The sequence below is a fragment of the Pseudomonas sp. AFG_SD02_1510_Pfu_092 genome (genome assembly GCF_003331055.1).
GTDB lineage: Bacteria > Pseudomonadota > Gammaproteobacteria > Pseudomonadales > Pseudomonadaceae > Aquipseudomonas.
The window spans coordinates 1-7,037 of the sequence record NZ_PUQD01000104.1; the positions used below are offsets into that span (position 1 = coordinate 1).

The 7,037-nt window shown below is 63.8% G+C and carries 5 protein-coding genes; all 5 read right to left on the bottom strand.

Going from position 1 to position 7,037, the window contains the following annotated elements; genetic code table 11:
• Positions 1 to 135 precede the first annotated feature (135 nt).
• Positions 136 to 1,143: a sulfate ABC transporter substrate-binding protein gene (locus C6A77_RS24720; protein WP_114171971.1), complete on the bottom strand. Its 1,008-nt coding sequence runs from the start codon at positions 1,141 to 1,143 to the stop codon at positions 136 to 138.
• A 51-nt stretch (positions 1,144 to 1,194) separates the two neighbouring features.
• Positions 1,195 to 1,377 (bottom strand): sulfur starvation response protein OscA, encoded by a 183-nt coding sequence (oscA, locus tag C6A77_RS24725; RefSeq protein ID WP_003248957.1) that lies wholly within the window; start codon positions 1,375 to 1,377, stop codon positions 1,195 to 1,197.
• 250 nt (positions 1,378 to 1,627) lie between these two features.
• Complete coding sequence (locus C6A77_RS24735) at positions 1,628 to 4,681, bottom strand: efflux RND transporter permease subunit (RefSeq protein ID WP_114171973.1); 3,054 nt, start codon at positions 4,679 to 4,681, stop codon at positions 1,628 to 1,630.
• Positions 4,678 to 5,745, bottom strand: coding sequence for an efflux RND transporter periplasmic adaptor subunit (locus C6A77_RS24740; RefSeq protein WP_114171974.1), 1,068 nt, complete (start codon positions 5,743 to 5,745; stop codon positions 4,678 to 4,680). The genes C6A77_RS24735 and C6A77_RS24740 overlap by 4 nt, the downstream gene beginning before the upstream one ends.
• Complete coding sequence (locus C6A77_RS24745; RefSeq protein ID WP_114171975.1) at positions 5,742 to 6,830, bottom strand: efflux RND transporter periplasmic adaptor subunit; 1,089 nt, start codon at positions 6,828 to 6,830, stop codon at positions 5,742 to 5,744. The genes C6A77_RS24740 and C6A77_RS24745 overlap by 4 nt, the downstream gene beginning before the upstream one ends.
• Between the last annotated feature and the right edge of the window lie 207 nt (positions 6,831 to 7,037).

A 7,037-nucleotide genomic window follows, 5' to 3' on the forward strand; every position in this document is an offset into this window, starting at 1 on the left:
GGGGGGGCCGCCCCGCCCCTCCCCCCGCCCCCCCCCCCCCCCCCCCCCGCCCCCGGGGGGGGGGGGGGGGCGCCGGGGGGTGGGGGGGGGCGCCCCGGCGATGGGCCGCAGCGCGGCCCCGCTTTTCCCTGGCCCTTACTGTGCCTGATAGATCTGGTCGAACACACCGCCATCATTGAAGAATTTGGGCTGTGCAGTTTTCCATCCACCGAAGTCCTTGTCGATGGTCACCAGGTCCAGTTTCGGGAATTGCTTGCCGAACTCCGCCGCCACCTTCGCGTCACGTGGGCGGTAGAAGTTCTCGGCGGCAATCTTCTGCCCGGCCGGGCTGTACAGGTGCTTGAGGTATTCGCCGGCAATCTCGGTATTGCCCTTTTTCTCGGCGTTCTTGTCGACCACCGCCACCGGCGGCTCGGCCAGGATCGACAGCGACGGCACGACAATCTCGAACTTGTCGGCACCACCGTCTTCCTTCAGGGCCAGGAAGGCTTCGTTTTCCCAGGCCAGCAGCACATCGCCCTGGCCGTTGTTGACGAAGGTGATGGTCGAGCCACGGGCACCGGTGTCCAGTACCGGCACGTGCTTGAACAGCTCTTGCACGTAGGCCTTGGCCTTGTCTTCGCTACCACCGGTTTTCAGGCCGTAAGCCCAGGCCGCGAGGAAGTTCCAGCGAGCGCCGCCGGAGGTTTTCGGGTTGGGGGTGATGACCGACACATCCTTCTTGATCAGGTCGCCCCAGTCCTTGATGCCTTTCGGGTTGCCCTTGCGCACCAGGAACACGATGGTCGAGGTGTACGGGGTGCTGGCGTCCGGCAGGCGGGTCTGCCAGTTGTCCGGCAGGGTCTTGCCGAGCTTGGCGACTTCGTCGATGTCGCCGGCCAGGGCCAGGGTCACCACGTCGGCACGCAAGCCATCGATCACCGCACGGGCCTGCTTGCCCGAGCCGCCGTGGGATTGCTGGATCTTCACCTTGTCGCCTGGGTGGGCCTGCTGCCAGTGTTTGATGAACTCGGCGTTGTACTGCTGGTACAGCTCACGGGTCGGGTCGTAGGACACGTTCAGCAGTTCGTAGTCCTTGGCGATGGCGGAACCGGCAAAAACAGCACTGGCCAGCGCGGCGAGTGCATAACGGCGGATGGACATGGTGAAGCTCCCGATTGGCATTTTTCTAGTTTTGGAAGGGTGTGGCGCAGATCAGCCGGGCTTGTTGCCGGGCTGTTGCAGGCGGAACTTTTCCTTGCGCTCGATCTGCACGACCTGAGCGTTGTGTACGGTGATCTCCACCGCACCGAAACGCAGGTCGCGCAGGGCGCTCTGAATTTCACGCAGAATGGTGGCTTCGTCCTGACCGTCGATGCTACGCAGCGATGCACTCATGCTCGTTCTCCTTGGAGTGAGGGTGCCGGGCTGAGGTTTGAAGGGGATTTGCGCCTGGCTTGAGGGCAATAGTAGTGAGGCGGGGTTATTCTTAAAAATACTGTTTAAGAATGTTTATATAACCGAAATCAAAAGATCAATTTGAAGGCGACAGAAGGCCCTGTGGGAGCGGGTTCACCCGCGAATGCGGCGGTGGCTCCACCATCGCATTCGCGGGTAAACCCGCTCCCACAGGGTCCGTACCAAGGCTTCAGTTGTGTTTCTGCGGCTCGCGAATCTTGTACCAGGCCACATACAGCGCCGGCAGGAACAGCAGTGTCAGCAGGGTCGCCACGATGATCCCGCCAATCATGGCGTAGGCCATCGGCCCCCAGAACACCTCGCGGGCAATCGGGATCATGCCCAGGCTCGCCGCCGCCGCGGTCAGCAGGATTGGCCGGCGTCGATGGTTGGTGGCCTCAACCACCGCATCCCACGGCGAGTAACCCTGGGCTTCGAACTCGTCGATCTGGGTCACCAGAATCACCGAGTTACGAATGATGATGCCCGCCAGCGCCAGAATGCCGAGAATCGCCACGAAGCCCATCGGCGTGCCGGTGGGCACCAGCGCAATGATCACGCCAATCAGCCCCAGCGGTGCCACGCTGACCACCAGGAACAGCTTCTGCACGCTGTGCAGCTGAATCATCAGGAACGTCGCCATCAGGAACAGCATCAACGGGATGACCTTGCGAATCGGCCCTTGCGCCTTGGCGCTCTCCTCCACCGTACCGCCGGTGGCCACTTCGAAGCCCACCGGCAGCTTGCTGGCGAACTCGTCAATCTTCGGCTTCAGCTGGGCCACCAGGTCGGTGGGCTGGATGTCGCCGTTGACCGATGCCTTGATGGTGATGGTCGGTTTGCGGTCACGCCGCCACACCAGCGGCTGCTCCAGCTCGTAGCGCACGGTGGCGAACGACAGCAACGGGATCGAGGTGCCGCTGGGGGTAAGAATCTGCAGATTTTGCAGGGTGTCCGGCGAGCCGCGTTCGCTGTCCTCGGCACGGGCGACCACATCGACCAGGTAGATGCTGTCGTTGACCTGGGTGATCTGCACGCCACTGACGATGCTGTTCATGACATTGGCCACGTCTTCCGACGACAGCCCCAGCTGGCGTGCCTTGTCCTGGGCGATTTCCACGCGCAGCACCTTACCCGGCTCGTTCCAGTCGTAGATCATCTCGCCGATGTGCTCGTTCTGGTCGAGCAAGGTGGCCAGCTCGATGGCATGCTGGCGCACCTGGTCGATGTTGCCACCGCTGACCCGGTACTGGATCGGCCGGCCCACCGGCGGGCCCATTTCCAGCGACTGCACGTTGGTGCCGATGCCGACGAACTCTTCATGCAGGATCTTCTGCAGGCGCTCCATCATGCCCTGGCGCTCTTCGAAGCCCTTGCTGACAATCACCAGCTGCGCGTAGTACGGGTTCTGCAGCTGCTGGTCGAGGGGCAGGTAGAAGCGGATCGCACCCTGGCCGATGTAGGTGCTCCAGTGCACCAGGTCCGGGTCGTCCTTGATCCGCGCCTCGAAGCGGTCGACCACCTTGCGCGTCTCCTCGATCGAGGCGTTCTGCGGCAGGTTGAGGTCGACGAGAATTTCCGGGCGGTCCGAGGACGGGAAGAACTGGTTCTGCACGAAGCGCTCGCAGAAGATCGCCAGGGCGAACAGCAGCACGGTGCCGATGATGGTCAGCCAGCGGTTGCGCATGCACCACAGCAAGCCGTGCTCGAAGGCCCGGCCGACACGGCCTGGCTCGGCCTCATGGGCTTTGAGCTTGGCGCTGCTGAGAATGTGCACGCCGAGCACCGGGGCGAAGAACACCGCCACCACCCACGACACCATCAACGCCACGGCAATCACCGCAAACAGCGTGTAGGTGTATTCACCCGCCGAACTGGCATTGAGGCCGATCGGCACGAAGCCGGCCACCGTCACCAGGGTGCCGGTGAGCATCGGGAAGGCGGTGCTGGTATAGGCAAACGTCGCCGCCTGCTCCTTGCTCTCGCCCATCTCCAGCCGGGTGACCATCACCTCCACGGTAATCATCGCATCGTCCACCAGCAGGCCCAGGGCGATGATCAGCGCACCCAGCGAAATCCGCTGCATGGTGATGCCGCTGTATTCCATGAACACGAAGACCATGGCCAGCACCAGCGGGATCGAGCAGGCCACCACCAGCCCGGCCCGCACGCCGAGGCTGACGAAGCTCACCGCCAGCACGATCACCACCGCTTCGAACAGCGCACTGGTGAAGCCGCCCACCGCCTGCTTGACCACCACCGCCTGGTCGGAAACGGTGTGCACCCCGACACCGACCGGCAGGTCCTCGATCACTTTATCCATGCGTTGCTTCAGCGCCGCGCCGAACACCTGGATATTGCCGCCGGCCTTCATGCCGATGGCCAGGCCCAGCGCGGTCTGGCCGTTGTAACGGAACATCGGTGACGGCGGGTCGACGTAACCGCGCTCGATGTCGGCGATATCGGCCAGGCGGAAGAAGCGGTCGTTGATTTTCAGGTTGACGGTTTGCAGGTCCTTTTCCGAGGCGAACTGCCCGGTGGTGCGCACCGAAATGCGTTCCGGGCCCGCCTCGATCACCCCGGCCGGGGTCACCGCGTTCTGCGATTGCAGGGCCTGCATCACCTGCCGCTGGTCGATGCCCAGGGCAGCCAGCTTGCGCGTCGAGAAGTTCAGGTACAGCACTTCATCCTGGGTGCCGACCAGCTCGATCTTGCCGATGTTGGGCACATCACGCACTTCGGCCCGCGCCTGCTCCACATAGTCACGCAGCTGGCGCAGGGTCAGGCCGTCGGCGGTGAAGGCGTAGATCGAGCCGAACACATCGCCGAATTCGTCGTTGAAACCCGGGCCCTGGATACCGGCGGGAAACTCGCCACGGATGTCCTGGATCTTCTTGCGCACCTGGTACCAGATGTCCGGGATGTCCTTGGCCTTGGTGGTGTCGCGCAAGTACACATAGACCGTGGATTCGCCGGGGCGGGTGTAGCTTTTGGTGTAGTCGAGGGAGTCCAGCTCCTCGAGCTTCTTTTCGATGCGGTCGGTGACCTGGTACAGCGTTTCGTCCTGGGTCGCGCCGGGCCAGCGGGTCTGGATCACCATGGTCTTGATGGTGAACGACGGGTCTTCCTCACGGCCCAGGTTGAAGTAGGAGAAAATCCCCATCAGCAGACCCACGAACATCAGGTACCAGACGAACGATTGATGCTTGAGTGCCCAGTCGGACAGGTTGAAGCTTCCTTTCATTGCGCATCCTCGTCGAAGGTGACCTTCTGGCCAGGCTTGAGGCTGTTCACACCGGCGGTGACCACACGTTCGCCGGGCTGCACGCCAGAGGCCAGCACAATGCTGTCGGCGGTGCGGTCGATCAGGGCCACATCACGGGTAGCCACGGTTTTCTGTTGCGGGTCGACCACCCACACCTGGGTCTTGCCGTCCCGCTCGAGCAAGGCGCTCAAGGGCAGCTCGCTGCGCGGTGTCACCGCCGAGCTGAGGGTGACACTGATGGCGGTGCCCAGGTGGAAGGCTGCCGGCGTGCTGGCCAGGGTCAGGCGCGCGCGGCGGGTACGGGTGGTGGCGTCGGCCTGGGGTTCCAGTTCGCGCAGGCTGGCGGTGGTGTTGATGGTCGGGTCGAGTTGCGAAGCCACGGTGAAAGTCAGGCCTTTGCTCAACTGCTCGGCCAGGCCGATCGGCAGGTCGATCACCGCTTCCTTCACATCCGGTCGGGCCAGGGTCACCACGGCCTGGCCGGCGGTCACGGTCTGCCCGGCTTCGGCCTTCCAGTCGGTGATCACCGCCGCGTGGTCGCTGCGCAGGGTGCTGTAGCCGAGCTGGTCACGGGCCTGGCTGACGGCCGAGCGCGCCTGCTCCAGTGCCGCGCTGGTGGTCTTCAGGTTGGTCTGGGCGATATCCAGCTGGGCCTGGGCACCCACGCCACGGTCGTACAGCTGCTGCTGGCGGCGGGCATCGGCCTGGGCATTGATCCACTGCGCCTGCACCTTGGCCAGGTCGCCTTCGGCGGCGCGCAACTGGTTCTGCTGGTCGGTCGGGTCGAGGGTGGCCAGGGTGTCGCCCGGCTTCACCTGGGCGCCCACATCCAGCCAGCGCCGGGCAATACGCCCGGAAACCCGGAAGCCCAGGGTGCTTTCGAAACGTGCCTGGACAGTGCCGGCGAAGCGGCCCAGCTGCGATTGCACCTGAGGTTCGACCTTGACCGACAGCACCGGCCGGATCGGCTCAGGCACTTCATCTTCGCTACCGCAACCGGTCAACAGCACGCCGGCCGACAGCATCAGCAGCAGGCGCTTCATGGCTCACCCCCTTGGGCCTTGGCATCGATCTTTTGTACCTGCATGCCGGGGTGCAGCAGTTGCCCGCCGTTGACCACCACGGTCTCGCCGCCCTTCAGGCCACTGGCGACCACGATCCTGCCGGTGAGATAGCGGCTGACTTCGACCTTGCGCAGTTCTACCTTGTCGCCCTCGCCCACCACCCAGACGGCGGGTTCGTGCAGGGCCTTGGTCAGCGCCGACCATGGCAGCTCGACGCTTGGTCGGCCCTGAGCATTGGTGGTGGCAATGACCGGCGCGCCCAGTTGCATCCCGGGCGGCACATCCTTGAGCCCTACCTTGACCTGCACCGTGCCGCTTTGCGCCGACACGGTCGGGGTGATTTCGCGCACGAAGCCATGGGCCTGAACCTTGGGGTCGTCGAGCAGGCTGACGACCACCCCGGCATCGCTGGGCGGTGCCACCAGCAGCGATTCGTAGACATTGAACACCGCGTCACGGTCGCCATCGGTGGCCAGGCTGAAGATCGGCATGGTCGCCTGCACCACTTGGCCAACCTCGGCCTGGCGCTCGGTGATCACACCATCGGCTTCGGATACCAGCGCGGTATAGCTCAACTGCTCGTTGGCGTTGGCCAGTTGCGCCTGGGCCGCCTTGAGGGCGCTCTGGTTGCTGCGCAGGGCGGCTTCGGCGGCGTCGTATTCGCTCTGGCTGGTGTAGCCTTTGGGCAGTAGTTTCTGCTGGCGGACGAAGGCCGCGCTGGTCTGGGTGACCCGCGCTTGCGCCGCGAATACCTCGGCCTTGGCCGAGTCGACGTTGTTCTGCAGGTCTTTCGGGTCCAGGCGTGCCAGTACCTGGTTGGCCTTGACGTGATCGCCGACATCGACGCTGCGCGAAATGATCTTGCCGCCCACACGGAACGACAGGTCGGTCTGCACCCGCGCCTGGACATCACCGGTCAGGGTGACCCTGGCAGCGAAGTCGGTCGGCTGTACCTGTTGCACGCCTACGCGTGGCAGTGTTTCGGTGGTTTCTTCCTTGCTACAGCCTGACAGCAGAGTACCCAGCCCCAGGCAAACGACCAACAGCGGACGCATCAACGTCATGCAGGCTCCTTGCTTGCGCGCAAATGATTCGTGGGATGCGACTGTCAGCGTAGTTCAGGGTTCGATAAACATCACTGACCGGGATCAGTTCGGCACTTTCGGCGCCTGCGCGGGCCTCTTCGCGGGTGAACCCGCTTGTATGGTTAGACTTGAAGGGGTGGTGGGACTAAATGCCCGATTCTGACTGTTCGCAGCAGTACAGACTGT

Coding starts and splice junctions, on each gene's coding strand:
- C6A77_RS24720 (WP_114171971.1), bottom strand. CDS start 1,143: ATGTCCATCCGCCGTTATGCACTCGCCGCGCTGGCCAGTGCTGTTTTT.
- oscA (WP_003248957.1), bottom strand. CDS start 1,377: ATGAGTGCATCGCTGCGTAGCATCGACGGTCAGGACGAAGCCACCATT.
- C6A77_RS24735 (WP_114171973.1), bottom strand. CDS start 4,681: ATGAAAGGAAGCTTCAACCTGTCCGACTGGGCACTCAAGCATCAATCG.
- C6A77_RS24740 (WP_114171974.1), bottom strand. CDS start 5,745: ATGAAGCGCCTGCTGCTGATGCTGTCGGCCGGCGTGCTGTTGACCGGT.
- C6A77_RS24745 (WP_114171975.1), bottom strand. CDS start 6,830: ATGACGTTGATGCGTCCGCTGTTGGTCGTTTGCCTGGGGCTGGGTACT.